This is a genomic window from Bradyrhizobium sp. LMTR 3 (genome assembly GCF_001693485.1).
Classification (GTDB): Bacteria; Pseudomonadota; Alphaproteobacteria; order Rhizobiales; family Xanthobacteraceae; genus Bradyrhizobium.
In genome coordinates this window covers 76,172-102,216 of record NZ_MAXC01000051.1, presented here as the reverse complement: position 1 = coordinate 102,216, position 26,045 = coordinate 76,172, and the positions used below count along the sequence as shown (strand labels likewise).

General features: G+C 62.3%; 21 protein-coding genes. 17 read left to right on the top strand and 4 right to left on the bottom strand.

Going from position 1 to position 26,045, the window contains the following annotated elements:
* The first annotated feature begins 23 nt into the window (after positions 1-23).
* Complete coding sequence (locus LMTR3_RS30830; RefSeq protein WP_065748984.1) at positions 24-539, top strand: TRAP transporter small permease; 516 nt, start codon at positions 24-26, stop codon at positions 537-539.
* Complete coding sequence (locus LMTR3_RS30825) at positions 536-1,855, top strand: TRAP transporter large permease (RefSeq protein ID WP_065748731.1); 1,320 nt, start codon at positions 536-538, stop codon at positions 1,853-1,855. Before LMTR3_RS30830 ends, LMTR3_RS30825 begins: the two co-directional genes overlap by 4 nt.
* On the opposite strand, the gene LMTR3_RS30820 is transcribed toward LMTR3_RS30825, so the two are convergent.
* Together LMTR3_RS30820 and LMTR3_RS30815 are read right to left on the bottom strand one after the other, a co-directional pair.
* Positions 1,856-3,364 carry a sensor histidine kinase gene (locus tag LMTR3_RS30820; protein ID WP_065748983.1) on the bottom strand — a complete coding sequence of 503 codons (1,509 nt, stop codon included), beginning with the start codon at positions 3,362-3,364 and terminating at the stop codon, positions 1,856-1,858.
* A 142-nt stretch (positions 3,365-3,506) separates the two neighbouring features.
* Positions 3,507-4,781, bottom strand: a complete 1,275-nt coding sequence (locus LMTR3_RS30815) for a serine hydrolase domain-containing protein (protein WP_502686684.1) — start codon at positions 4,779-4,781, stop codon at positions 3,507-3,509.
* 127 nt (positions 4,782-4,908) lie between these two features.
* Between LMTR3_RS30815 and LMTR3_RS30810 the strand changes: the two genes are divergently transcribed.
* The 7 genes from LMTR3_RS30810 to LMTR3_RS30780 all read left to right on the top strand — a co-directional run bounded on the left by LMTR3_RS30810 (position 4,909) and on the right by LMTR3_RS30780 (position 13,692).
* Positions 4,909-5,823 carry an intradiol ring-cleavage dioxygenase gene (locus LMTR3_RS30810; protein WP_065748730.1) on the top strand — a complete coding sequence of 305 codons (915 nt, stop codon included), beginning with the start codon at positions 4,909-4,911 and terminating at the stop codon, positions 5,821-5,823.
* A 329-nt stretch (positions 5,824-6,152) separates the two neighbouring features.
* Positions 6,153-7,472: a CmpA/NrtA family ABC transporter substrate-binding protein gene (locus tag LMTR3_RS30805; RefSeq protein WP_065748729.1), complete on the top strand. Its 1,320-nt coding sequence runs from the start codon at positions 6,153-6,155 to the stop codon at positions 7,470-7,472.
* Between the two features lie 63 nt (positions 7,473-7,535).
* On the top strand, positions 7,536-8,432 hold the full coding sequence (gene ntrB / locus LMTR3_RS30800) for a nitrate ABC transporter permease (RefSeq protein WP_065748728.1): 897 nt from the start codon (positions 7,536-7,538) through the stop codon (positions 8,430-8,432).
* An 11-nt stretch (positions 8,433-8,443) separates the two neighbouring features.
* The gene (locus tag LMTR3_RS30795; protein ID WP_065748727.1) at positions 8,444-9,238 is read left to right on the top strand and encodes an ABC transporter ATP-binding protein; all 795 of its coding nucleotides are present in this window, start codon (positions 8,444-8,446) and stop codon (positions 9,236-9,238) included.
* 105 nt (positions 9,239-9,343) lie between these two features.
* The gene (locus LMTR3_RS30790) at positions 9,344-9,748 is read left to right on the top strand and encodes a globin family protein (RefSeq protein ID WP_084029941.1); all 405 of its coding nucleotides are present in this window, start codon (positions 9,344-9,346) and stop codon (positions 9,746-9,748) included.
* A gap of 10 nt (positions 9,749-9,758) precedes the next feature.
* Positions 9,759-10,976 (top strand): NAD(P)/FAD-dependent oxidoreductase, encoded by a 1,218-nt coding sequence (locus tag LMTR3_RS30785; protein ID WP_065748725.1) that lies wholly within the window; start codon positions 9,759-9,761, stop codon positions 10,974-10,976.
* Between the two features lie 13 nt (positions 10,977-10,989).
* Positions 10,990-13,692, top strand: coding sequence for a nitrate reductase (locus tag LMTR3_RS30780; protein WP_065748724.1), 2,703 nt, complete (start codon positions 10,990-10,992; stop codon positions 13,690-13,692).
* Positions 13,693-13,750: 58 nt separating this feature from the next.
* Here LMTR3_RS30780 and LMTR3_RS30775 read toward each other — a convergent pair whose 3' ends face one another.
* Together LMTR3_RS30775 and LMTR3_RS30770 are read right to left on the bottom strand one after the other, a co-directional pair.
* Positions 13,751-14,680, bottom strand: coding sequence for a response regulator transcription factor (locus LMTR3_RS30775; RefSeq protein ID WP_065748723.1), 930 nt, complete (start codon positions 14,678-14,680; stop codon positions 13,751-13,753).
* On the bottom strand, positions 14,670-18,041 hold the full coding sequence (locus LMTR3_RS30770) for a hybrid sensor histidine kinase/response regulator (RefSeq protein WP_065748722.1): 3,372 nt from the start codon (positions 18,039-18,041) through the stop codon (positions 14,670-14,672). Before LMTR3_RS30770 ends, LMTR3_RS30775 begins: the two co-directional genes overlap by 11 nt.
* 172 nt (positions 18,042-18,213) lie before the next feature.
* Between LMTR3_RS30770 and urtA the strand changes: the two genes are divergently transcribed.
* From urtA to LMTR3_RS30730, 8 genes are all read left to right on the top strand, one after another.
* Entirely contained in the window at positions 18,214-19,473 is a 1,260-nt protein-coding gene (urtA, locus tag LMTR3_RS30765) for an urea ABC transporter substrate-binding protein (RefSeq protein WP_065748721.1), read from the top strand.
* Between the two features lie 120 nt (positions 19,474-19,593).
* On the top strand, positions 19,594-20,520 hold the full coding sequence (gene urtB / locus LMTR3_RS30760) for an urea ABC transporter permease subunit UrtB (protein ID WP_065748720.1): 927 nt from the start codon (positions 19,594-19,596) through the stop codon (positions 20,518-20,520).
* 18 nt (positions 20,521-20,538) lie between these two features.
* Complete coding sequence (gene urtC, locus LMTR3_RS30755) at positions 20,539-21,684, top strand: urea ABC transporter permease subunit UrtC (protein ID WP_065748719.1); 1,146 nt, start codon at positions 20,539-20,541, stop codon at positions 21,682-21,684.
* A gap of 67 nt (positions 21,685-21,751) precedes the next feature.
* On the top strand, positions 21,752-22,507 hold the full coding sequence (gene urtD, locus LMTR3_RS30750; RefSeq protein WP_065748718.1) for an urea ABC transporter ATP-binding protein UrtD: 756 nt from the start codon (positions 21,752-21,754) through the stop codon (positions 22,505-22,507).
* Positions 22,508-22,518: 11 nt separating this feature from the next.
* Positions 22,519-23,208 (top strand): urea ABC transporter ATP-binding subunit UrtE, encoded by a 690-nt coding sequence (urtE, locus tag LMTR3_RS30745; protein ID WP_065748717.1) that lies wholly within the window; start codon positions 22,519-22,521, stop codon positions 23,206-23,208.
* Positions 23,209-23,244: 36 nt separating this feature from the next.
* Positions 23,245-24,474 carry a formamidase gene (gene fmdA, locus LMTR3_RS30740; RefSeq protein WP_065748716.1) on the top strand — a complete coding sequence of 410 codons (1,230 nt, stop codon included), beginning with the start codon at positions 23,245-23,247 and terminating at the stop codon, positions 24,472-24,474.
* A 92-nt stretch (positions 24,475-24,566) separates the two neighbouring features.
* The gene (locus LMTR3_RS30735) at positions 24,567-24,914 is read left to right on the top strand and encodes an FmdB family zinc ribbon protein (protein WP_065748715.1); all 348 of its coding nucleotides are present in this window, start codon (positions 24,567-24,569) and stop codon (positions 24,912-24,914) included.
* Positions 24,915-24,957: 43 nt separating this feature from the next.
* A complete protein-coding gene (locus LMTR3_RS30730) occupies positions 24,958-25,998 on the top strand; it encodes an aliphatic amidase (RefSeq protein ID WP_065748714.1) in 1,041 nt (346 codons plus the stop codon).
* Positions 25,999-26,045: the final 47 nt, after the last annotated feature.

Genomic DNA, 26,045 nt, shown 5'->3' with positions numbered 1-26,045 from the left:
GATCGTTACCTTCCGGAGCCATGATGACTGAAATACCGATGCCGCCGAACCCGTCGCTATGGCGACGAGCGACGGCGGTCTATGCGAAATTACTCGAAATCCTGCTCGCCGCATGTGTCGGCATTCTGGTCGTTCCGGTCACCCTGCAGGTCATCTCGCGCTATACGCCGTTCATTCCGTCCTACATCTGGACCGAGGAGATGGCGCGCTTCCTGTTCATCTGGACCATCATGATCGGCGCCATGGTCGGAATCAGGGAGGCGCAGCATTTCGAGGTCGACGTCTGGCCCACTCTGTCGCGGCGGGCGGAAGCCGCGGTGCGGATCGTCTCGCGTCTCGGCGTGCTGGCGATGGCGCTGGTATTCGTTTGGGCTGGCCTGGAATTCACGCGGTTCGCCTGGAACCGAACGTCGGAACTGGCCGATCTACCGCTCTGGATGATTCATGTCGCATGGCCCGTGGCGGGTGTGACGTGGATCGTCTTTGCAGGCGAACAGATCATCGACGAATTGAAAATTCTGGTCGGGGCGAGCCGATGAACGGTAATGTACTTTCTGCCGGAGAGGCCGCACTGGTCCTGTTCGGCGTTTTCGTTGGCCTGCTCATCGTGCGCGTGCCGGTAGCGTTTGCGCTGGGTCTTGCCTGCGTACCGATCCTGCTCATCGAGCCCCGCTTGTCGATGATGTCGCTCGCGCAGGAGACCTTCAACGCCTACAACTCGTTCATCCTGCTCGCCGTGCCCTTCTTCCTCTTGACCGCCAACCTGATGGGCATCGGCGGCATCACCGACCGCCTGGTGGCGTTGTCGCGCTCGATGGTCGGGCATTGGCCGGGCTCGCTGGCGCAGATCAACGTCGTGCTGTCGGTGTTCTTTGCCGGCATTTCCGGCTCTTCCACCGCCGACGCCGCGAGCCAGTCCAAGATATTCATCGATGCCCAGACCAAGGAAGGTTACGACCTCTCGTTTTCGATCGCCATCACCGCCGTAACAGCGGTGCTCGCCGTCATCATCCCGCCCTCGATCCTGATGATCGTCTGGGGCGGATTGATCTCGACCTCGATCGCAGCGATGTATCTGGCCGGCATCGTCCCCGGCCTGTTGATCGCGGGCGCCCAGATGGCCACCGTGCATGTCTACGCGGTGCGCCGCGGCTATCCGACCTACCCGAAATCGAGTTGGACCGACATCGGCTACGCCATCTGGCGATCGATACCGGCGCTGATGACGCCGTTCATCATCGTCGGCGGCATCCTGCTCGGATGGTTCACCGCCACTGAATCCGCCTGCATCGCCGTGCTCTATTCCGTGGTGCTGTCGGCGTTCTTTTACCGCGAAACCGGCCCGCGCGAACTCTACAAGGCGCTGCTCGATACCGGGCGCCTGGCAGGCGTCGCGCTGTTCTGCATCGGCACCGCGAGCGCGTTCGGCTGGCTGCTGGCCTATTACAAGATACCGCAGGAGCTCCTGGCCAACGTTTCGACCTGGGGCATGGGCGCGGTCGCGGCCGGCTTCTTCATCGCGTTCTGCTTCCTGGTCGTAGGCTGTTTCCTCGACGCCATTCCGGCGATCGTGATTGTCGGCACCGTGCTGGAGCCGTTGGCGAGGTCGGTCGACCTGCACCCTGTTCAGTTTGCGATCATCTCGATCGTGTCGCTGGCGTTCGGACTGGTGACGCCGCCCTATGGCCTGTGCCTGATGATCGCCTGCTCGATCGCGGGCGTGCGGCTGCGCTACGCGCTGAAAGACACGTTGATCATGCTGATACCGATGCTGCTGGTATTGGTCGCCGTCATCATCTGGCCGAGCGTCTCGCTATTCCTGCCACGCCTGATCGTGCCGGAGATGCTTAAATAGCTATTCTTCCCTGTCGAGTGCACAGCTTACCGTGTAGACGACGCCGCGCGGCAGAAAGTCGACGGTTGCCTCGCCGCCGAGCTGGTCGCGTGCGCTGCGCTCGATCAGCCGCGAGCCGAAGCCGCGCTGCACCGGTGCCGTGACGGGCGGGCCGCCTGCCTCGGTCCAGATCAACCGCAACTTGCGCCCGTCGCTTTCTTCGAGGATTTCCCAATCCACCGCGACGGTCCCGGTATCGTTCGATAGCGCGCCGTATTTAGCGGCATTGGTTGCGATCTCGTGCACGATCATCGACAGCACCACGGCGAGCCGCGGCGACAGCGGCACCCGCGGTCCGAACATCCGCACCCGCTCCGGATTGTTGAGCAGGTAGGGCTGCAGCACCCTCGCAATCACTTCCCGCAGCACCGCGCCCTGCCACTTCTCCTGGCTGAGCAAGTTATGCGCCTCCGCCAGCGCGCCGAGCCTTCCCTCGAACTTCTCGCGCTCCGCCCGGCTCGCGCTGCGGAAGGTCTGGGTGGCGATCGACTGCAGGACCGCGAGCGTATTCTTGACGCGATGGTTGAGCTCCTCGATCAGGAGATTGTGGAGCATCTCGCCGCGGGCGATCTGGGTTGCCATCCGCACCGCGAAGGCGAGCCCGACCATCAGCAGCACGGCACCCATTACGCTCGTGATCGCGAGGTTGCGCCAGAGCGGCGCGACCAGCGAGCTTTCGGCCACGCCGGCGGCAACGGTCCAGCCGGTGAGCGAGGAGCGGGTAAAGCTCGTAATCAGCCGCACGCCCTCGAGCGATACCGTCGGCAGGGTGGCTTCCGGATTGTTGAACATCTCCGCATAGAGCGAGGGCGATGCACGCTTACCGACAGTATCCTGTGGGTTAGGCACGCGCGCGAAATTGGTGCCTTCGCCGTCGAAGATCGAGATCGTCCAGTCCTTGCTCGGCCGCTGCTGCTCGACCATGGCCTGGAAAATCTCGATCGGTGGACTGAAAGAAATGTCGTAGAGTACTTCGCCATCGACGATGACGGGCACTTCGACCGTTACGATCAAGCGTTTCTTGACCGCCCCAAAGAACAGGTTGGAATAGACCGGCTTCTTTTCCGCGAATACCCTCCCGACCAGGGCGAGGTTGTTGCGCAATGGCAGGTTTGTCGTATCGGTCGTCAGCGAGGAGAACAACTGGCGACCTTCGCGGTTCGCCACCAGCACGACGCCACCTTCGCCATACTGGTCGAGGAAGCCCTGGCAAATGCGGCGGAATGCCTCGAAATCCCCGTCGCGCAGTGCGTTTGTCAGCGACAGCACCTGGAGTGCGCCGGTGATCCGCTGCATCTCCGAGTCGAGCACGAGGCGAATGCTGCGAACCGTTTCAAGGACCCGTTGCGTCGCGTTCTGGCGGTCCTGCTTGTAATGGTTGAAAACGATGCCGGCCGCGAAAACAATCAACGGCAGCGTGGTTCCCGCGACCAGAAGGGCAAGACGCACTGGCAATGAAAGCTTCGGCAACGCAAGCCCCGGATCGGCGCCCAATCGGGGGCAAGCATAGGAGAAGCCGCCGAATTTCGCCAAGAATAATAAGAGGATAAGGTAAGATATTCAGCCGACTGGAGAAGCGGCCGGGTTCCGCCGCGTGGCCCCGCCGCCGACCTCAGAGATTGCTGTCGGTGATCGCGGCATACACCATGGTGCGCAGCTCGCGACGCAAGGGATAGGCGCTCGACGGCAGCACCTGAGTCATGAAGATCGTGATCAGTTCTTCCACCGGGTCGATGAAGAACGACGTCGTCGCCGCACCGCCCCAGTTGAACTCGCCGGAACTGCCGGCAATCAAGGTCTGCGCCGGGTTCATGGTGACGGCGAAGCCGAGCCCGAAGCCGATGCCGTTATAGGCCGCTTCCGAGAACAGCGACCGCGACATCGCCGGCAGATCGACCCCGCCGGGCAGATGGTTGGAAATCATCAGCTTCAGCGTCTTCGGACCTAACAATCTGATACCGCCGAGCTCGCCGCCATTGAGCAGCGCCCGGCAGAAGGTGAGATAGTCGGCCGTGGTCGAGCACAGGCCGCCGCCGCCGGAGATGAAGGAGGGCGGCGACAGGAATGAACTCGTCGCCGGGTCGTCCTGCAGCGTCAGCGTGCCCTTGCGCTCCGTGGCGTGGAACGTCATGCCGCCCTGCGGGTCGGCCGAATAACACGCCGCGAACCGATGCGCCCTGTCCTTGGGCACGAAGAAGTCTGTATCCTTCATCCCGAGCGGATCGAGGATACGCTCCTTCAGAAACTGCTCGAACGGCTTGCCGCTGATCAAACCAATGAGATAGCCGATCACGTCCGTGGCGACGGAGTAATTCCAGGCCTCGCCCGGCGAAAATTCCAGCGGAATTTTTGCGAGGTCGTCGATCATGCCTTGCAGCGTGCCGGCCTTGATGACTTCGCCGATCTTGTTCTCGCGATAGGCCGCATCGACGTTGCTGCGTTGCTGGAAGCCGTATGTCAGGCCGGAGGTGTGCCGCAACAGATCCACGATCAGCATCGGCCGTGACGGCGGCCGGGTCAGGAAGGCCGGGTGCGTACCGGCCACGAACACGCCGAGGTTCTTCCATCCCGGAATGTATTTGTGAACGGGCTCGTCGAGCGCGACGCGGCCTTCCTCGACCAGCATCATGAAGGCGACGCTCGTGAGCGGCTTGGTCATCGAATAGATGCGGAAGATCGTGTCGTCCTTGACCGGCACCTTGCGCTCGAGATCGGCAAAGCCCTGCACGGACGAATGGACGACCTTGCCGCGGCGATAGATCAGAAGCTGCGTCCCCGGGAAGCGGCCGGCATCGATGTAGCGCTGCTTCAGATGATTTTCGAGGCGATCGAGGGCCGCCTTGGACATTCCGGCGGATTCTGGGGAGGCGGGGGCTAACATCGGCATCTCCGGCTGGCGACTGTGGCCTTGATAGCCGAAAAGTGTCCCCTGTTCCAACGGGCCGTGCTTATGCGGGCTGGAAGGGTGATATAGGCTGACTCCAGCCATCGCATATCCCCGCAGGACAGCAAAAATGCGCCAATTCAACGAGACCGAACTGACCGCCGCCGTCATCCGCAGCTTCGACAATACGACTGATACGCGCGCCAAATTCCTGCTGCAGGAACTGGTGAAGTCCCTCCACGACTATGTCCGCAAGACTGACCTCACCTTCGAGGAATGGGAATATGCGATCGATTTTCTAACGCGGACCGGCCAGAAGTGCACCCCGATCCGGCAGGAGTTCATTCTGCTGTCCGACGTGCTCGGCGTGTCGATGCTGGTCGATGCCGTGAACCACCGGGAGCGCGAGGGCGCCACCGAGACCACGGTGCTCGGCCCGTTCTATGTCGGCGAGCACAAGGTGACGCCGCACGGCACCGATATCTCGGCGACGCTACCCGGCGAGCGGATGTTCGTGCAGAGCTGCGTCACCGACCTCGAGGGCAAGCCGCTGGCCGGCGTGCCGGTGGACATCTGGCATGCCGACGATGACGGCTTCTATGATTCCCAGAAGCCGGCCTATGCGACTGAAGGGCCGTCGTCGCGGGCGCGTTTCATTACCGATGCCGATGGAAGGTTCTTCTTCCGCACCATCCTGCCGTGCAGTTACCCGATTCCGACCGACGGCCCGGTGGGCGAGATGATCGTGCAGACCGGCCGTCACCCGATGCGGCCGGCCCACGTGCATTTCCTGGTCGATGCGCCCGGCTATCAGCCGCTGATCACCCACGTCTTCATCGACGGCGACAAATACCTCGATTCCGACGTGGTGTTCGGGGTCAAGGACGAACTGGTCGCCAGAATCGAGAAGCGTACCGATCCAACGATGCCGGATGGCAAGCCCGCGGGCGAGCCGTGGCACCTGATGACCTACGAATTCCGCATGAAGCCAGGCGAGGGAAGCGCGCCGAAACCGATGATGGCGAAGGCCGCAGAGGGCGCGTAAGGCAGGGTTGCACAGCTTGCTCAATTCTTGTGCGTCGCACAAAGATTGAGCGAATCGCAAGTTTAGGATGCGATGACTGGTTCCTGACCGTCGCCTATTTATACGGCAGGTATCTGTCAATATACTGATATTAATAGTCTTTTTGCAGTGCGGAAGGCTTGGCACAAAGCTTGAATAGCTAGTGCCGACGCCATTGTCGCCGTCCCTTGAGACCACTTATCCGAATTGTGACGCCGCACGTCCGGGCATCCCCGGCGCGCGCCCTTATGCGTCTCGCGCGGCGACACGAAACGGAGGGCCCCATTCACACGCAAAGGAGCGCACTACCCATGACGAAGCCTACCCATCCGACCTCGCGCCGCGGTTTCAGCCGCCGCCAGCTCCTGAAGGCGACCGGCGGCACGGCAGCACTGCTCGCCGCCGCCAAGCTGAACTTCCCCGCCGGCGCGTTTGCGCAAGGCGCGGGTCCGGAAGTGACCAAGGCGACGCTCGGGTTCATTGCGCTGAGCGACGCGGGGCCATTGTTCGTTGCCAAGGACAAAGGATTTTTCGCCAAGCACGGCATGCCCGACGTCGAGGTCGCCAAGCAGGCGTCGTGGGGTACCACCCGCGACAATCTCGTGCTCGGCTCGGAAGGCAACGGCATCGATGGCGCGCATATCCTGACGCCGATGCCGTATCTGATTTCGGCCGGCAAGGTGACGCAGAACAACGTGCCGACGCCGATGTACATCCTGGCGCGGCTCAATCTCGACAGCCAGTGCATCTCCGTTTCCAACGAATATGCCGACCTCAAGCTCGGCGTCGACACCGCGCCGTTCAAGGTTGCGCTTGAGAAGAAGAAGGCTGCCGGCAAGTCGATCAAGGCCGCGATGACTTTCCCCGGCGGGACCCACGATCTCTGGCTCCGCTACTGGCTCGCTGCCGGCGGCATCGATCCCGACAAGGATATCGAAACCATCGTGGTGCCGCCGCCGCAAATGGTCGCCAACATGAAGGTCGGCACCATGGATTGCTTCTGCGTCGGCGAGCCGTGGAACCTGCAATTGATCAATCAGAAGATCGGCTACACCGCCGTCACGACAGGAGAAATCTGGGCCAAGCACCCCGAAAAGTCATTGGGTATGCGCGCTGCCTGGGTCGACAAATACCCAAAAGCCGCCAAGGCAATCCTGATGGCTGTGATGGAGGCGCAGCAATGGTCTGACAAGGCCGAGAACAAGAAAGAGCTCGCCACCATCATGGGCAAGCGGCAGTGGATGAATTGCCCTGTCGACGACGTTTATGACCGTTCGGCGGGCAAGTTCGACTACGGCATCCCCGGCAAGGTCGTCGAGAACTCGCCGCACATCATGAAGTACTGGCGCGACCACGCGTCCTATCCGTTCCAGAGCCACGATCTCTGGTTCCTCACCGAGGACATCCGCTGGGGCAAATTTGATGCAGGCTTCGACACCAAGGCGCTGATCGGCAAGGTCAACCGCGAAGATATGTGGCGCGATGCCGCCAAGACGCTCGGCGTCGCGGCTTCCGACATTCCAGCCTCGACTTCGCGCGGCAAGGAGACCTTTTTCGACGGCAAGGTGTTCGATCCGGAAAACCCGGCTGCATACCTGAAGTCGCTGTCGATCAAGCGTGTTGAAGTCTGATCAAGCCCGGGCCGCGCGCAACTGCGGGCGGCCCGCTCATTGAAACACGGAGATACAACTTCAATGTCGATGCCTGCGATCAAATCCGAAGCCACCGCCGTGGCCATTCCGACCTCTGCGGCGCCGGTGGTGATGATGACGCCGAAGCCGGCGCCGCGTGCCGAGAAATACGTCAAGATGAGCAAGGAGATCGCGGTGCGCGTCGTGCCGCCGCTGATCGTGCTTGCGCTCCTGATGTTGTTCTGGGAGCTGGTCTGCCGCCGCACCGGATCGACCCTGCCGCCGCCTTCGCGCGTCTTCAAGGATACCAAGGAGCTGATCTTCGATCCGTTCTTCGACAACGGCGGAATCGACAAGGGCCTGTTCTGGCACCTGTCCGCCTCGCTGCAGCGCGTCGCGTATGGCTATTCGATTGCCGCGATCGTCGGTATCGCGCTCGGCACGCTGGTCGGGCAATCGGTGTGGGCGATGCGCGGGCTCGATCCGCTCTTCCAGGTGCTGCGCACCATTCCGCCGCTGGCCTGGCTGCCGCTGTCGCTGGCCGCGTTCCGTGATGGACAGCCGTCGGCGATCTTCGTCATCTTCATCACTTCGGTCTGGCCGATCATCATCAACACCGCGGTCGGCATCCGCAACATCCCGCAGGATTACCGGAACGTCGCAGCCGTCGTGCAGCTCAATCCATTGGAGTTCTTCTCCAAGATCATGATTCCGGCGGCGGCGCCCTACATCTTCACGGGCCTTCGCATCGGCATCGGCCTGTCGTGGCTGGCGATCGTGGCCGCGGAAATGCTGATCGGCGGCGTCGGCATCGGCTTCTTCATCTGGGACGCCTGGAATTCCTCGCACATCAGCGAAATCATCCTCGCGCTGTTCTATGTCGGCATCATCGGCTTCGTGCTCGACCGCCTGATCGCGGGACTGGCGAACGTCGTAACCCGCGGCACCGCGCTGAACTGAAGGATCAAGTCATGCAGGCCTATCTGAAGCTCGACCATATCGACAAGACGTTCACCCGCGGCAACGCCACGACAGAAGTGCTGAAGGACATCAGCCTGACGATCGAGAAGGGCGAATACGTCTCGATCATCGGCCATTCCGGCTGTGGCAAGTCCACGCTGCTCAACATCGTCGCCGGCCTCACCGGCGCCACAAATGGTGGGGTGCTGCTGGAGAACCGCGAGGTCAATTCGCCGGGACCGGATCGCGCGGTGGTGTTTCAGAACCACAGCCTGCTGCCGTGGCTGACGGTGTACGAAAACGTCAAGCTCGGCGTCGACAAGGTGTTTTCGTCGACCAAGAGCCGCGCCGAACGTGACGCCTGGGTGATGCACAATCTCAACCTGGTGCAGATGGCGCACGCCAAGGACAAGCGCCCGTCGGAAATTTCAGGTGGCATGAAGCAGCGCGTCGGCATCGCCCGTGCGCTGGCGATGGAGCCGAAAGTTCTTTTGCTCGACGAGCCGTTCGGCGCGCTTGACGCACTGACGCGTGCGCATCTGCAGGACTCGGTGATGGCGCTGCACCAGAAGCTCGGCAACACCATCTTGATGATCACCCACGACGTAGACGAAGCCGTGCTGCTGTCGGACCGCATCGTGATGATGACCAACGGGCCGAGCGCGCGGATCGGCGAGGTGCTGGAAGTGCCGCTGGCGCGTCCGCGCAAGCGGCTCGAGCTCGCGACCAACCCCGGCTACCTCAAGTGCCGGCAGCGCGTGCTCGAATTCCTCTACGAGCGGCATCGCTTCGTCGAGGCGGCGTAGGCGCTTCTCTTATGGAGCTTTGGCGGTGAACTATTGTTCTCGCGGCGCGACGAACTGGATTGCCCTTAACACGTGAGGAGAGTTTCGGTGCCAACACAAATCAATCTGGTTCAGGAGAGTTTCGCCAAAGTTGCGCCGATTTCGGAGCAAGCCGCCATCATATTCTACGATCGCCTATTCGAGGTCGCGCCAACGGTGAAGGCGATGTTTCCTGTCGACATGAAAGAGCAGCGCAAGAAGCTGGTGACGACGCTGGCCGTGGTGGTGAACGGCCTGGGCAATCTCGAATCGGTGTTGCCGGCCGCCAGCGCCTTGGCAAAGCGTCACGTCAGCTACGGCGCCAAGGCCGAGCACTATCCCGTAGTTGGCGGCGCGCTGCTGTGGACGCTCGAAAAAGGTCTTGGCGCGGCCTGGACGCCTGATGTCGCCGCGGCCTGGACCGCGGCCTACACCACGCTGTCCGGTTACATGATCTCGGAAGCCTACGGCAGCACTCAAGCCGCCGACTAAGGAATGCGCCATGAGCGAACCGCTCGTCATCGTTGGCAACGGCATGGCCGCTGCCCGCCTGGTCGATGAACTGGCCAAGGCTGCCCTGGGCCGCTACGCGGTCGCCGTGATCGGCGACGAACCGCGGCTTGCCTATAATCGCGTGCTGCTATCGTCGGTGCTGGCCGGCGAAACCACTTCGCAGGACATCGAGCTGCGGCCGGCGTCCTGGTGGCGCGACCGCGGCGTCACCCTGAAATATGGCTGCGTGGCGACCGAGATTGATGTCGGTCGCCGTGAACTCAAGATCGAGAACGACGAGAGCATTCCGTTTTCGAAACTGGTGCTGACCACAGGGTCGTCGCCGCTGCGGCTGAATGTAGCCGGCGCCGATCTAGCAGGCGTCCACACGTTCCGCGACAGCCGCGACGTCGACTTGCTGCTGACACTGGCCGCGCAGAAAAAGCGCGTGGTGGTGGTTGGCGGTGGACTGCTGGGTCTCGAGGCGGCTTATGGCCTCGCCAAGGCCGGCGCGCCGGTGACGCTGGTGCATCTGATGGACCGCCTGATGGAGCGACAGCTCGACGCGCCTGCGGCGGCGATATTAAAATCCCTCGTCGAGAGCAAGGGCATCGAGATCCTGCTCAACGCCAACACGGCGCACATTCATGGCGAGACGCGGGTTGAAGGCGTCGAACTGGCGGACGGACGCCGGCTTGAGGCCGACGCCGTGATCTTTGCCGCAGGCATTCGTCCGAACATCGCGCTCGCCAGGGAAGCCGGTATCTCTGTCAACCGCGGCATTGTGGTCGACGACTATCTGCAGACCGACGCGTCCGGCATATTCGCGATCGGCGAATGCGCCGAACATCGCGGCATCTGCTACGGCTTGGTTGAGCCGGCCTATGAGCAGGCGGGGGTGCTGGCGCGGCATCTCGCCGGGCGTGAAGCGTCGTACAGCGGAAGCATCGTTGCGACCAATCTGAAAGTTTCCGGTGTCAGCGTGTTCTCCGCCGGCGATTTCATGGGCGGCGACGGCAGCGAGGCCATCGTGCTGTCCGACATCAACCACGGCACTTACAAGAAGCTCGTGATCGCGGATGGGCGGTTGACCGGCGCGGTGCTGATCGGCGATGTCGTCGACGCGCTTTGGTATCTCGAATTGATCCGCACGCGTCAGCCGACGGCCCGAATTCGCGCCGATATGATGTTCGGCCGCTCGCTCGCGATCCGTTCCGAGGCGGCATGATCGGATTGCTGGCATGACAGTCGTCGATCCCGATCTCCGCGCTGTCAAAACCACCTGCGCCTATTGCGGCGTGGGCTGCGGAATATTGGCGACGCCGGACGGGCGGGGCGGGGCGGCGATCTCGGGCGATCCCGACCATCCCGCCAATTTCGGCCGGCTGTGCTCGAAGGGTTCGGCGCTTGGCGAGACGCTCGGGCTAGCGAACCGGCTGCTCTATCCGATGATCCGCTGCGGCAAAGGAACCATGGAGCGGGTGGCCTGGAGCGACGCGCTGGACCATGTCGCGCACAGGTTTCACCACATCATCGCGCGCGACGGTCCGGGCGCAGTTGCGTTCTATCTTTCCGGCCAGTTGCTGACGGAGGACTACTACGTCGCCAACAAGCTGATGAAGGGCTTTGTCGGCAGCGCCAACGTCGACACCAATTCGAGGCTGTGCATGGCCTCGTCCGTCGCCGGCCACCGCCGCGCTTTTGGCGCCGACACCGTGCCGGGATGTTACGAGGATCTCGACGAGGCCGACCTCTTGGTGCTGGTCGGCTCCAATGCGGCCTGGTGCCATCCGGTGCTGTACCAGCGCATGCTGGTCAACAAGCAGAAGCGCGGTGCGCGCATCGTCGTGATCGACCCGCGCCGGACTGACACCGTCGGCGACGACGATCTGTTCCTGGGATTGAGGCCGGGCACGGATACAGCGTTGTTCAGCGGGTTGCTGGTTTACCTCGCGGACAGCGGCGTGCTCGACCGCGACTACATCGAACTCCACACCACCGGCTTCGACAATGCTATTGCCCGCGCGCGCAGCATCGCCGGAAGCATCGGGGCTACGGCGCTCGCGACCGGCTTGCCTGAGGAGGACGTTGCGACGTTCTTCCAGGTGTTTGCCAGCACGCCGCGGGTGGTCACCCTCTATTCGCAGGGCGTCAACCAGTCGGCGCAGGGCACCGACAAGGTCAACGCCATCCTCAATTGCCACCTCGCGACCGGCCGGATCGGCCTGCCGGGCGCGTCGCCGTTCTCGCTGACCGGGCAGCCCAACGCGATGGGCGGCCGCGAGGTCGGCGGGCTTGCCAACCAGCTCGCCGCCCATATGGGATTCACGCCGCCGGATATCGATCGCGTGCGGCGGTTCTGGAAGGCGCCGCGCATCGCCACCCATGAGGGCCTGAAGGCGGTGCAGATGTTCGAGGCCATCGCGCGCGGCGAGATCAAGGCGTTATGGGTGATGGGCACCAATCCGGCGGTGTCGCTGCCGAACGCGGACGGTGTTCGCGAAGCCCTGAAGAAGCTCGAGTTGTTCGTGATTTCCGAGAACGTGATCTCGAACGACACGGTGGACGCGGGCGCGCATGTGCTGCTGCCAGCGCAGGCCTGGGGCGAGAAATCCGGCACGGTGACCAACTCGGAACGGCGCATCTCGCGGCAGCGCGCGTTTCTTCCCGCGCCGGGAGAGGCCAAGCCCGATTGGTGGATCATGGGTGAGGTCGCCAGGCGCCTCGGCTTCGGCGCGGCCTTCAGCTTCACCTCGGCGGCGGATATTTTTCGCGAGCACGCCGCGCTCTCGGCCTTCGAGAACGTGGGCGCGCGCGACTTCGATATCGGTGCGCTGCAGTCGCTGTCGGACAGCGATTTCGATGCAATGACGCCGGTGCAATGGCCGGTACGGCAAGGGACCGAGCCGCAAGCGCGCTTCTTCGCCGAAGGCGGCTTCTTTGCCAACGATTTCAGAGCCCGTTTCGTCGCGCCGGAAACTCCGGCGCTGCGGACCGAGACCACCGCGGCGCGGCCGCTACGGCTCAACACCGGGCGCATCCGCGACCAGTGGCACACCATGACGCGCACGGGGGAAAGCCCGCGGCTCGGCCAGCATCTGCCGGAGCCGTTCGTCGAAGTCCATCCGGACGATGCCGCAAAATACGGCGTCGCCGACGGCGACTTCGCACGCGTCACCACCGACTACGGGCAATGCACGCTCCGCGTCATCGTCAGCGAACGCCAGCAGCGCGGCATGCTGTTCGCGCCGATCCACTGGAGCGAGGCCAATGCGACCGGCGCGCGCGTAGGCTCGCTGGTAGCGCCCGTCACCGATCCGTTCTCGGGCCAGCCCGAGAACAAGGCGACTCCGGCCTCGATCGTGCCGTACGAATACGTCTTCCGCGGCTTTGCGTTGTCGCGCAAGCCACTCGAACTGCCCGCGCATGCCTGGGTGGCGCGCGTTGCCGTCAACGGCGGCCATGGCTACCTGTTCGCCGACAATGCCGATGTCGCAGGCTGGCAATCCTGGCTGAAATCCATCGCGCGCGACGATCTTGCCGAATACAAGGACTTTGGTGGCGGCGTCTATCGCGCCGCATCCTTTGACGGCGACCGTATCGACACCTGCCTGTTCATCGGTCCGGCGCGCGACGCCGGTGACTGGAACGTGGTCAAGGACTTGTTTGCCGCGGATACACTGGGCCACGACCAGCGCCGCATGCTGCTCTCGGGCAAATCGGTCGATGGCCTCGCCAACGCCGGCCCGATCGTCTGCGCCTGCTTCGGCGTCGGCCGCAACACGATTTGCGACACTATCGCAGCGGGCGCGCGTTCGGCTGCCGATATCGGAACGAAGCTGAAAGCCGGCACCAATTGCGGCTCCTGCATTCCGGAATTGAAGCGGCTGATCACGCAGGCGGGAACCGAAGCCGAGCCGCGGAAGCTGGCGACGGCGAACTAGGTGGCTCCTCTCGCTCTCCCCGTGAAGGACGGGAAGAGGGAGCGGCAGCCGCTCACCTTTACCCCTTCCGGTTCCTTGCATTCACCGCGATCGCTGCCGCGGCGGTGCGGTTCTCGACGCCGAGCTTGGAATAGATTTGCTCGAGGTGCTTGTCGACGGTGCGCGGCGAGAGTCCCAGGATCTGCGCGATGTCGCGGTTGGTCTTGCCCTTGGACAGCCATGACAGCACTTCGCCCTCGCGCATCGTCAAGCCCAACTCGCTGGAGAATTCCACTGGCGCCTCCGCGCCGGAATCTTTCGCCAGCCGGAGCAGGAATTCGTTCGCGCCGAGCTTCCCCATATATTGCAGGCGAAGCTGCTCGGTGCCGTGACGTGTCGGCATGGCCACGGCCTTCGCCCCGGCTTTGCCCTTGCGCGCCTCATCGAGCCATTGCGGAATCGGTTCGGGCAGCGCGACGTCATCATCGCCGTCGGCGGCAAGCGAGTCGGAGAGCAGCTTTTGCGCCTGCGGTGTCGCCCACATGATGTTGCCCGCGGCATTAACGGCGAGCAGATAGCGGCCGGAGACGTCGAGCGCGGCGCGCGCGCTCTGGGTCAGGCGGGCATTGGCGAGATGGACGCGGATGCGCGCCAGCATTTCCTCGACCGCGATCGGTTTTGTCACATAGTCGACGCCGCCGGCCTCAAGCCCGCGCACGATGTGTTCGGTTTCGGCCAGCCCCGTCATGAAGATGATCGGAACATGGTCGAGCCCGGCGTCGCGCTTCAGCCGCCGGCAGGTCTCGAACCCGTCCATCCCCGGCATCACAGCGTCGAGTAGAACGATATCGGGCGTGATCTGGTCGACGATCCGCATGGCGGAAGCACCATCGAGCGCGACCATGACGGTCATGCCCGCGCCGTCGAGCGCATCGGTCAATAGTCGCAGCGTCTCGGGCGAGTCGTCGACGACGAGGGCGACGTCGCGCTTTTTTGATTCAATGATCATAGCTATGCAGCGCTTTCAGGGTCGCCATGTACTGATCGAGATCGAAGCGGTCGACCAATGCGCGCATTTGCGACACGAAGTCGGCATGTTCGGGGTAGTCATTTCCGATCTCGTCGAGCTTGACCTGGATCGCGCGGACGTAACCCAGTTGCCCGAGCCCGATCAGTTCCTCGACATGTTTCACTGGCGGCCGCGAGCCGGTCTCCGGCCTCCAATGGGGGGCAGGGACTTCGCCTGCCTCATACTGCCATTCGAGCTTCAGCAATTGCCGGACGGTTTCGAGCAGCTTGGGAATATCGATCGGCTTCATCAGGTAGCCGTCGTGGAAAGGTTGCGCCAGGGGCGCGCCATGCGCTTCGAGCGCGCTCGCTGACACCATCAGGATGCGCGCCTGGTGATGGCCGCCGGCACGCAGCGTCTCCGCCACCGTCCAGCCGTCCATCCCGGCCATCGAGATGTCGAGCAGGAACAGATCAGGCCGGCAGTGCTGCGCCAGCGCCAAACAGCCGGGTCCGTCAGGCGCGCTGAGCAAAATGAAGCCGAGCGGCGTCAGCACCTCGCGCAGGAGATCGCGATGGGTCGGATCGTCGTCGGTGATCAGGATCGTCTTGCGCGGGCCGTGATAGCCGAAGATCGGCGCCTCCACCGGCGCGATCCGCGTCGGATTGGTGACTTCCGACAGCAGGATTTTCACGCGAAACGTGCTTCCGCTGCCGACTTGGCTCGTCACCTTGATGTCGCCGCCCATCACGCCCGCCAGGAGCCGGCTGATGGTCAGCCCAAGCCCGGTGCCGGTCTGCGGCTGCGAGACGCCGAGCGCGCCGCGCTCAAAGGGTGCGAAGATACGTTCGAGGTCGTTAGGCTGGATGCCGGGCCCGGTGTCGATGATCTCGAATTCTGCAACGGGACTGCGGTAATGCACGACGAACTGCACGTTTCCGGTCTGCGTGAACTTCAGTGCATTAGACAGCAGGTTGATCAGAACCTGCCGCAGCCGCTTCTCATCGGCATAGACGACGAGCGGCAGCACCGAAGGTCGCTTGAAGATGAAGTCGATGCCCTTGGCGGCGGCCTGAACGCGAAACATACCGACGAGCTGATCGAGAAATTCGCTCAGGCGGACCTCGTCGCGCGACAGATAAAGCCGGCCTGCTTCGATTTTGGAGATATCGAGGATGCCGTCGATCAGTCCCGACAAATGGTCCGCGCTGCGCCGGACCACGCGCACCTGGTCGCGGGGCTTTGCGGGGAGGCTGGAATCCTGCTCCAGCAATTGCGCATAGCCGCTGATGGCGTTCAGCGGTGAGCGCAGCTCATGGCTCAGCCCCACCACATAGCGGCTCTTGGCAAGGTTTGCCGATTCCGCGACTTCCTTAGCGCGTTGCAACTCGGCGTCGGTGCGCTTATGCGCATCAATCTCCTGGATCAGGAGCGCGGTCTGCCGCCGCGTCTCCGCTTCCGCCGCGCGGCGGCTCTGTTGCGCCAGCACGAACAGCCATGCCACCACGCCGATGATGATGGTGAGCGCGAAGAAAACCTTCCACAGCACGTCCGACAGCGCAAAATTTTCGACCGGCATTGCCGCCGAGGTCTGCAGGTAGATCAGCCCCAGCGTCAGCCCGACCAGACCCGCGGAGACCGCGAACACGCCGAGATAGTGCCCGAACTGCGAATTGATCCGCGTGTAGATCGCCTCCGGCAACAGTTTCCCGAGCATGTCAGAGACCTGCGCGCCGGCCCGCGCATGCGGCTTGCAGAGATCGTGGCAGCGCGCATCGAGCGAACAGCACAGCGAGCAGATCGGCCCGGCATAGGCGGGGCAGGAGGCCATGTCCTCCGGCTCGAACGAATGCTCGCAGATACAGCACTGGATCGATTCGAGGTTCTGCCAGCTCCGCTTCGGCTTGCGCGCGATGTAATATTTGCCGTCGGTCGCCCATGCGATCAGGGGCGCGGTGACGAAGGCAACCGCGAGCGCCACGAAGGCGGAGAGCGCCTTCGCCGTCGGGCCGAACAGGCCGTAAAAGGCGGAGATCGAGACGATGGTCGCGATCGTCATCGCGCCGACGCCGACCGGGTTGATATCGCAGAGATGCGCGCGCTTGAACTCGATGTGCTGCGGGCGCAAGCCGAGCGGCTTGTTGACGACGAGATCGGCAACCAGCGCGCCGACCCAGGCAATCGCCACGTTGGAATAAAGCGCCAGCGTCTGCTCGAGCGCCTTGTAGACGCCGATTTCCATCAACAGCAGCGCCACTAGAACGTTGAAGACGAGCCACACCACACGGCCGGGATGGCTGTGGGTCAGTCGCGAGAAGAAGTTCGACCAGGCGATCGAGCCGGCATAGGCGTTGGTGACGTTGATCTTGATCTGCGAGAGAATGACGAAGGTGCCGGTCAGCGCCAGCGCCAGATCGGGCTGCGACAGCACGTAGCGGAACGCTTCGAGATACATGTGCGCCGGCTCGGCGGCCTGCTCGCTGGAGACGCCATGGCTCAGCGCGAAGTAGGCGAGGAAAGAGCCCAGGAGCAGCTTGAGCGCGCCGAAAATGATCCAGCCGGGGCCGGCGCTGAGCAGCGCGATCCACCATGACGTTCGCGAGGTCCGGCGATCACGCGGCAGAAACCGCAGGAAGTCGACTTGCTCGCCGATCTGTGCAACCAGCGAAAACACTACCGACGCGGCGGTGCCGAACAGCAGCAGATCGAGATGGCCGCCCGCGTCGCCATGCTCGCCGGCGAACTTGCGCCACTCGGTGAACGATTGCGGGTTGGCATAGGCGATCGCCACGAAGGGCAGGATGTGAAGCACGATCCAGATCGGCTGCGTCCACAATTGAAAGCGGCTGATCAGGGTGATGCCGTAGGTCACCAAGGGAATGATGACGACGGCGCTGATGAGATAGCCGATCGGGCGCGGGATGCCGAAGCACATCTCGAGCGCCGCGGCCATGATAACCGCCTCGATCGCGAAGAAGATGAAGGTGAAGGAGGCGTAGATCAGCGAGGTGATGGTGGAGCCGATATAGCCGAAGCCGGCGCCGCGGGTCAGCAGATCAATATCGATGCCGCATCTTGCGGCATGATAGGCAATCGGCAGGCCGCAGAGGAAGATGATGACGCTGACGACAAGAATAGCTGATGTGGCGTTGGCCGCGCCGTAATTAAGCGTAATGGTGCCGCCGATCGCCTCCAGCGCCAGAAAGGAGATCGCGCCAAGCGCGGTATTGGCGACGCGGGCGGCAGACCACCGCCTCGCGCTCTTGGCGGTGAAGCGCAGCGCGTAGTCTTCCAACGTCTGGTTGGCGACCCATTGGTTATATTGGCGCCTGACGCGGTCTATCCGCTGCCGCCCTGCCACCCGCTGCTCCTGCCCAGTTCGACCGACCCGCTTGGCCCAGCAAACTCCGTACCAAAACCTACGTCGCTATTTTGCGGTGCAATATACGCAATCCCACGTATCTGTGCGGTGCACAATTCTGGGCAATCCTCGCCTGACCAATAAGCGTTCTCGAACAAAAAATGGGGTGCTCATGTCAGACGAACCAAACAAGGGCCTGCGGTCTCCGCTTCGCCGCAAACTGCTGATGGGCGCGGCGGCGCTGCCGCTCGTTTCGATCCTTCCACGGCCCTCATTCGGGGCAGGTCCCGCAACCGCCACCGTCAACACCACGGGGCTCGCGGTCACCGATACGGAGGTCACCGTCGGCATCCTGCACTCGGCCACCGGCACGATGGCGATCTCGGAGACGGGTTCGATCCAGGCCGAAAAGCTCGCGATCGAACAGATCAACGCCGCCGGCGGCGTGCTCGGGCGCAAGATCAAGTTCATCCAGGAAGACGGCGCCAGCGACTGGCCGACCTTTGCGGAAAAGGCCAAGAAGCTTCTCGTCAACGACAAGGTCGCAGCGATCATGGGTTGCTGGACCTCGGCATCGCGCAAGGCGGTGCTGCCGGTCGTCGAGCAGTACAACGGCATGCTGTACTATCCGACCTTCTACGAAGGCCTCGAGCAGTCCAAGAACGTCATCTACACCGGCCAGGAAGCGACCCAGCAGATCCTCGCCGGCCTGAACTGGATCGCCAAGGAGAAGGGCGCCAAATCGTTCTTCTTCATCGGTTCGGACTACATCTGGCCGCGCACCTCGAACAAGATCGCGCGCAAGCACGTCGAGAACGTACTGAAGGGCAAGGTCGTCGGCGAGGAATATTACGCGCTCGGCAGCACCCAGTTCAATTCGGTGATCAACAAGATCAAGCTGACCAAGCCCGACGTCATCTTCACCGACGTGGTCGGCGGCTCGAACGTCGCCTTCTACAAGCAGCTCAAGGCGGCCGGCGTCGACCTGTCGAAACAGGCGTTGCTGACGATTTCGGTGACCGAAGATGAAATCGACGGCATCGGCGGCGAGAACATTGCGGGCGCCTATGCCTGCATGAAGTACTTCCAGTCGCTCGACAATGCCAACAACAAGACGTTCGTGCCCGCCTTCAAGAAGATGTGGGGCGAGAAGACCGTGATCGGCGACGTGACGCAGGCCGGCTATCTCGGTCCGTGGTTGTGGAAGCTGACCTGCGAGAAGGCTGGCAGCTTCGACGTCGACAAGATAGCAGCCGCTTCGGCCGGCGTGGAATTCAAGGAGGCGCCCGAAGGCTACGTGCGCATCCATGAAAACCATCACCTCTGGTCGAAGACCCGAGTAGGGCGCGCCAAGCTCGATGGTCAGTTCGAGCTGATCTTCGAGACCGCTGACCTGATCGAGCCCGATCCGTTCCCGAAGGGCTACCAATAAGCGCGGAGTCTTCCCGCAACTTTCAAACCACTCCCTGGCGTGGACCGTCAATCCGCGCTTCACGACCCCGCGTCGCGAATTTTATCGCGACGCGGGACCTTCCTCCGGCGGAGAAGTCAGATGTTCGGCGACTATTCGATTGGCGATCTGGGCTCCATCTTCGTCATGCAGGGTTTTGCGGGCCTGATCCTGTTCTCCGTCTACGTGCTGATGGCGCTCGGCCTTGCCATCATCTTCGGCCAGATGGGCGTCATCAACATGGCGCATGGCGAGTTCATGATCCTGGGGGCCTACGTCACCTGGATGACGTCGAATCTGTTCCAGAGCTATCTGCCAGGTCTTTTCAGCGGCTATTTCTTTGTCGCGATGATGCTGGCTTTCCTCGCCTCCGGCGCGCTCGGAATGCTGGTGGAGTGGGGGCTGATCCGTCATCTCTACAAGCGCCCGCTCGACACGCTGCTCGCCACATGGGGCCTCAGCCTCATACTGCAGCAGGCCTATCGCTCCGTCTTTGGCGCGCGCGAGGTCGGCGTCGAGCTGCCGCAGTGGATGCTGGGCTCGCTCAAGGTGACCGACAGCATCGAGGTGCCGATCAACGGCATCTTCGTGATGGGTCTTACCGTTTCGATCACGTGCGCGGTGGCTTACGTCATTTACAAGTCGCGCTGGGGACGGCAGGTCCGCGCGGTCGTGCAGAACCGGATCATGGCCGGCGCCGTCGGCATCAATACCGAAAAAGTCGATCGCTACACCTACGGCCTCGGTTGCGGGATTGCCGGAATAGCGGGAAGCGCTTTTACCATGATCGGCTCGACCGGTCCGACCTCCGGGCAGCTCTACATTGTCGACACGTTCCTGGTTGTTGTGTTTGGCGGCGCCGCGAGCCTGCTCGGCACCATCGCGTCGGCCTTCTCGATCTCGCAAACGCAATCGACGCTCGAATTCTTCATGTCGGGCTCGATGGCCAAGGTTCTCACGTTGCTCGCCGTCGTCGGAATCCTGATGCTGCGGCCGCAAGGTCTCTTCAGCCTCAAGGTTCGCAAGTAAGAACGAGAAAGCACGGTCATGATCATCAACTCGCGCTTCTTCAATCGCTCCGAACTTATCGGCTTCGTGACGTTGGCACTCTTGCTCTTCCTCATCCTGCCGTTGTCGCTGGATGCGTTTCGCCTCAACCTGGTCGCCAAATATCTGACCTATGCCTTTGTCGCCATCGGCCTGGTGCTGTGCTGGGGCTATGGCGGTATTTTGAGCCTGGGGCAGGGGATGTTCTTCGGCCTCGGCGGCTATTGCATGGCGATGTTTCTCAAGCTCGAGGCGTCGAGCGTCGAAAATACAAAAATCCAGTCGACGCCGGGCATCCCCGATTTCATGGACTGGAATCAGATCACTGCGCTGCCGTTCTTCTGGAAACCGTTCCACAGCTTCCCGCTTACGCTGCTCGCGATCGTTCTGGTGCCGACGCTGTTCGCCTTTATCATCGGCACCGCGATGTTCAAGCGTCGGGTCGGCGGCGTGTATTTCGCGATCATTACGCAGGCGATCGCCGCCATCCTCACCATCCTGATCGTCGGCCAGCAGGGCTACACCGGCGGCATCAACGGCATCACCGACCTGCGCACGCTGAACGGCTGGGATATCCGCACCGACCACGCCAAGTTCATCCTGTACTTTGTCGAGGTGGTTCTGCTGTTCGGCTGCATCGTCACTGCACAGTTCATCCGCCTGACCAAGCTGGGCCGTATCCTGGTGGCGATGCGTGAGCAGGAAGATCGCGTCCGCTTCTCCGGCTACAGCGTCGCCAATTTCAAGATCTTCGCCTTCTGCGCCGCCGCCATTTTTTCCGCGATCGGCGGTGCGCTGTTCACGCTCGAAGTAGGTTTCATGTCGCCGTCCTTTGTCGGCATCGTGCCCTCGATCGAGATGGTGATCTACACTGCCGTCGGCGGCCGGATGTCGATCTTCGGCGCGGTATACGGCTCGCTGCTGGTGAACTTCGCCAAGACGACGCTCTCGGAATCGTTTCCACAGCTCTGGCTGTTCGGGCTGGGCGCGTTGTTCATCGCGGTCGTGCTGGCCTTCCCGAACGGTTTGTCCGGCATCTGGGCGGATCACGTCCAGTCGCGCATCGATCGCCTGATCAGCTCGATCAAGAGGAAGTCCGGCGGCTGGACCAGCAATTCGGTCGCCGACGGCGCCCCGGCAGAGTGAGGAGAACATCATGCTCATCGGTCATCTCGGTTGCCGATGCCACACTGGCGAAATGAGGAGATAGATCATGCTCATCGGTCACCAGCCCAAACCCTTCCTGCTCGCGGTCGAGGCCCTCACGGTTTCCTTCGACGGCTTCAAGGCGGTGAACAATCTTTCCTTCTATGTCGAGGAGAACGAGATCCGCGTCATCATCGGCCCCAACGGCGCCGGCAAGACCACTGTGCTCGACCTGATCTGCGGAAAGACCAAGGCGACCTCAGGCTCGATCCAGTTTCGCGGCAAGGAGCTGACGAAGCTGAAGGAGAACCAGATCGTACAGACCGGCGTGGGGCGCAAGTTCCAGACCCCGTCGGTGTTCGAGGATCTGACCGTGTTCGAGAACCTGGAGATTTCCTATCCGCGCGGCCGCACCGTGTTCGGCTCGCTCACCTTCCAGCGCGATGATGCTGTCAAGCAGCGCATCGAGGAAGTCGCCGAGATGATCTTCCTGAAGGATCGTCTCGATACCTATGCCGATCAGCTCAGCCACGGCCAGAAGCAATGGCTGGAGATCGGCATGCTGCTGATCCAGGATCCGGAACTGCTGATGCTCGACGAGCCGGTCGCCGGCATGAGCGTCAGCGAGCGCGCGAAGACCGCCGAACTGTTGAACCGCATCATCAAGGATCGCTCGGTGCTCGTCATCGAGCACGACATGAAATTCGTCGAGGACATCGCCCACAAGGTCACGGTGCTGCACCAGGGCCAAATCCTTTCGGAGGGGACGATGGAGAAGGTCAAGAACGATCCCAAGGTCATCGAAGTTTATCTGGGTCACTAAGGAGCGCGTCGATGTTGGCTATCTCCAATCTTCACGTCGCCTACGGCCAAAGCGAGGTGCTGCACGGCCTCAACGTCTCGATCGCGCCCAACGAGATCGTCGCGATCATGGGCCGCAACGGCATGGGCAAGACCACGCTGATGAAGTCGCTGATGGGCATCGTGCCGACCAAGAGCGGCTCGGTGAGCATGGAAGGCGCCGAGCTCAGCGAGCTGCCAAGCTACGAGCGCGTCGCCAAGGGCCTCGCCTACGTGCCGCAGGGCCGCATGATCTTTTCCACCATGACGGTAAAGGAGAACATCGAGACCGGCCTCGTGGTGTCGGGCGGCTCGGAGGTGCCCGAGGACATCTACGAATTGTTCCCGGTGCTACTGGAGATGAAGGGCCGGCGCGGCGGCAATCTTTCCGGCGGACAGCAGCAGCAACTCGCGATTGCCCGCGCGCTTGCCACCAAGCCAAAAGTGCTGCTCCTGGACGAGCCGACCGAGGGCATCCAGCCGTCGATCATCAAGGACATGGCGCGAACGCTGAAGCGCATCCGCGACGAGCGCGGCCTGTCGATCGTCGTTTCCGAACAGGTGTTGAGCTTTGCGCTCGATATCGCCGACCGCGTGCTGGTCATCGAGAACGGCGAGATCGTCCGCGACGAGCCGCGCGACAGCGTCGATGCCGCGCAAGTCTCGAAATTCCTGTCCGTGTAAACCCGCAAACCGTGCTGTCTAAAAGGGGAGCTATCGATGCCAGAGACACTGATCAAGGTCGATCTTTCGAAATCGGCCTACGACAACGACATGATTCACAACCGCTGGCATCCCGATATTCCGATCGTGGCGTGGGTCAATCCGGGCGACGATTTCATCATCGAGACCTATGACTGGACCGGCGGTTTCATCAAGAACAACGATTCCGCCGATGACGTGCGCGACATCGACCTCTCGATCGTGCACTTCCTGTCCGGCCCGATTGGCGTCAAAGGCGCCGAGCCCGGCGATCTGCTCGTGGTGGATCTGCTCGATGTCGGTCCGTTGAAGGAAAGCCTGTGGGGTTTCAACGGCTTCTTCTCCAAGCAGAACGGCGGCGGCTTCCTTACCGACCATTTCCCGCTGGCGCAGAAATCGATCTGGGACATCAAGGGTCTCTACACCTCGTCGCGCCACGTGCCTGGCGTAAATTTTGCTGGCTTGATCCATCCGGGCCTGATCGGCTGTCTGCCCGATCCGAAATTGCTGGCGACCTGGAACGAGCGCGAGACCGCGCTGATCGCGACCAATCCGACGCGCGTGCCGGGCCTTGCCAATCCGCCGTTCGCCGCGACCGCGCATGCCGGCCGCGCCAAGGGCGATGCCAAGGCCAAGGTGGGCGCCGAAGGCGCCCGCACGGTGCCGCCGCGCGAGCATGGCGGCAATTGCGACATCAAGGATCTGTCGCGCGGCTCGAAGATCTTTTTCCCGGTCTATGTGCCGGGCGGTGGGCTGTCGATGGGCGATTTGCACTTCAGCCAGGGCGACGGCGAGATCACCTTCTGCGGCGCGATCGAAATGGCCGGCTGGCTGCATCTGAAGGTCGATGTCATCAAGGACGGCGTTGCCAAATACGGCATCAAGAATCCGGTGTTCAAGCCATCGCCGATCACGCCGAACTACAAGGACTATCTGATCTTCGAGGGCATCTCGGTCGACGAGGCCGGCAGGCAGCATTACCTCGACGTCCACATCGCCTATCGCCAGGCGTGTTTGAACGCGATCGAGTATCTCAAGAAGTTCGGCTATTCCGGCGCTCAGGCGTATTCGATCCTCGGCACCGCGCCGTGCCAGGGCCACATCTCAGGCGTCGTCGACGTGCCCAACGCCTGCGCCACGCTGTGGCTGCCGACCGAGATATTCGACTTCGACATCATGCCGTCGTCGGCAGGTCCCATCAAACACATCAAGGGTGACATCCAGATGCCGATCTCGCCGGATAAATGATCCAGCGCGAAGGATGCGGGACGGCTCCGCGTGTCGGCCGCCCCGCATCCACGACGAACATATCCATTCGCTATTCGCCCTAAGGAAGTTCAATGCCCGTCTACGAATATCTCTGCAACGATTGCGGCCCGTTCACGGATATGCGGCCGATGGCCGAATGCGACGACCCGCAGGACTGCCCGAATTGCGAGAATGAATCGCCGCGCGTGATCCTGACCGCGCCGGCGTTCTTCTGCATGCCTTCGGACAAGCGGAAAGCGATTGCCACCAACGAGCGTAGCGCCCATGCGCCGAAGACATTAGCGGAATACAAGGCTTCGCACGGTCCCGGCTGTGGTTGCTGTTCAACCGGCAAGAAGAAGCCGGCACGGCTGATGACCAAGACCAGAGGCGGCGCCAAGGGCTTTCCGACCGCGCGGCCCTGGATGATCAGCCACTGAGGCTCGATCCATCGAACTCAAACCAGAACAAGAGGCGATCCCAATGCTTCACGGTGACATTTCCTCCAGCAATGACACGGTCGGCGTCGCCGTCGTCAACTACAAAATGCCTCGCCTGCATACCAAGGCGGAGGTGCTCGACAACGCCCGCAAGATCGCCGACATGATCGTCGGCATGAAGCTCGGTCTGCCGGGGATGGATCTCGTGATCTTCCCGGAATATTCCACCCACGGCATCATGTATGACTCCAAGGAGATGTACGAGACTGCCTCGCAGGTCCCGGGTGATGAGACTGAGATCTTCGCCGAAGCGTGTCGCAAGGCAAAAGTCTGGGGCGTGTTCTCGCTCACCGGGGAGCGCCACGAGGAGCACCCGCACAAGGCGCCGTACAACACCTTGATCCTGATGAACGACGAGGGCGAGATTGTCCAGAAGTATCGCAAGATCATGCCGTGGGTACCGATCGAAGGCTGGTACCCAGGCAATTGCACCTATGTTTCCGAGGGCCCCAAGGGCCTGAAGATCAGCCTGATCATCTGCGACGACGGCAACTTTCCGGAGATCTGGCGCGACTGCGCCATGAAGGGCGCCGAACTGATCGTGCGCTGCCAGGGCTACATGTATCCCGCCAAGGAACAGCAGATCCTGATTTCCAAGGCGATGGCCTGGGCCAACAATGTCTATGTCGCGGTCGCCAACGCTGCAGGCTTTGACGGCGTCTACTCTTACTTCGGTCACTCCGCGATCATCGGCTTCGACGGCCGCACGCTCGGCGAGACCGGCGAGGAGGAATACGGCATTCAGTACGCGGGATTGTCGAAGAGCCTGATCCGCGACGCGCGCCGCAACGGCCAGTCGCAGAACCATCTCTTCAAGCTGCTGCACCGCGGCTATACCGGCATGATCAATTCCGGCGAAGGCGCGCGCGGCGTCGCGGCCTGTCCCTACGATTTCTATGCGAAATGGATCGCGGACCCCGAAGGGACGCGTGAGATGGTCGAAGCGATGACGCGTTCGACCGTCGGCACCGACGAGTGCCCGATCGAAGGTATCCCGAACGAGGCGACGGCGAGTAATTATTGAGCTGTCAAGCGCGCCACGCACACGGGCGTCGTCCCGGCTTTGAGCCG